The 1,325-nt window shown below is 56.0% G+C and carries 1 protein-coding gene and 1 pseudogene; one reads left to right on the forward strand and one right to left on the reverse strand.

The window, feature by feature from the left end; genetic code table 11:
• Positions 1-196, forward strand: a pseudogene (locus GA0061098_RS47365) (IS21-like element helper ATPase IstB); the annotation flags it as partial.
• Positions 197-614: 418 nt separating this feature from the next.
• Here GA0061098_RS47365 and GA0061098_RS43435 read toward each other — a convergent pair.
• Positions 615-1,325 (reverse strand): helix-turn-helix domain-containing protein (locus tag GA0061098_RS43435; protein WP_091968268.1); only part of this gene is annotated, 711 nt, incomplete at its 5' end.

The raw sequence follows: 1,325 nt of genomic DNA on the forward strand, positions 1-1,325 counted from the left end.
CCCATCACTGCGACATCGTCGAGACCGGCAACGACAGCTGACGATTCAAAAGCCGAGACGACGATCATATCACCCACGCTCGTCTCGCCTCCGCTATCCCGGCCAGCTCCGACGAGACGAGCGCTACCGCCACCCCCGCCGCACGAAGGGGTCAAAATTGGACGCCGACGAGGGGTCAAATTTGGACGCCGGTTGACAGATAGGGGGCGCGAAATCGTGTGCTGTTGGAGAAGCCATCGGCGATCACGTTCGCGGCGCGCCCTGAACAGGTCGAGGCACTTCTTGGAGCAAAGCGCGGTTCGCCAGGAGTAATAACGGATCAGGCCAAACTTCCCGCCACACATAGCACAGTTCTTCGCTGCGGAACGGCACTCCGCGTGTTCCAAGCTATCGCACATGCTTCCTCCTTTTGGTGGGTGGGGTTCTTGGAATCCAGCCGCGCAATACTTCTTCGGCACCCTTGCGCCGGGGGTGACGAGCGTGACCCACTTTTTGTTGGATTCGTCAGGAAGGTCGCTCGTTCAAGAGTACTCAGCAAAAAAATCTACGCAGTTCACCAGGAGAATTCTTGTGAGTTTGAGCCAGAAATTTTGGATTTCGTGCTGCTGAGGCACTCACCTCACGGTGTTGGAGGCCCGGAACTCTCGGGGTGTCAGACCTGTCCAACTCGTAAAGGCGTGAGTAAACGAACTGACCTCACGATACCCCAAGAGCCACGCGATCTCCGAGATTGGCAATTGCTCTTCGCGCAAGTAGTGCTTGGCTAACGCCTGTCGCAGATCGGTAAGTACCGCCGAAAACGTTGCGCCCTCTTCTGACAATGCCCGAGCGAACGTGCGGCGGCTCATGCCAAGGCGCCGGGCAACTTCAGGCACATTGCCTTTGCCGTTGGGAAGTAGTTGGGCGAGCTGATCTTCAACTTGGGATCGGATGCCGGCGCGCAGTTTCTTACGCTGACCGAGCGCTTCATCGGCATATTTGAGCAAGAGCTTGTTCAGATGGACATCAGCGCCGATAACCGGCAAAGAGCCGATCGACTTTGGAAAAAGAATCTCGTCCGTGTCAGCCGCATAAGTGATCATACACCCTAGATGGGTTCGCACATCGTTCGGTATATGCGTTCTCAGATGCCTTAATTTGACCTGCCTCGGTGCGACTCTAACGCCGGTTAGCGCTCGACAGATGCGCAGCAAGGTGACAAGCCAAAACTCTGTGTGGTGGCGATCGGTGCCACGATCCAAGGTCGGGTATTCAAGCCCTATCGTGACAGCGGTGTTGATAGAAAGGCGTATCCGAATGCCTTCATTATTGATTGCACAATAGCG

Origin of the sequence: Bradyrhizobium shewense (assembly GCF_900094605.1) — a bacterium.
In the GTDB taxonomy this organism is placed as follows: Bacteria; Pseudomonadota; Alphaproteobacteria; order Rhizobiales; family Xanthobacteraceae; genus Bradyrhizobium; species Bradyrhizobium shewense.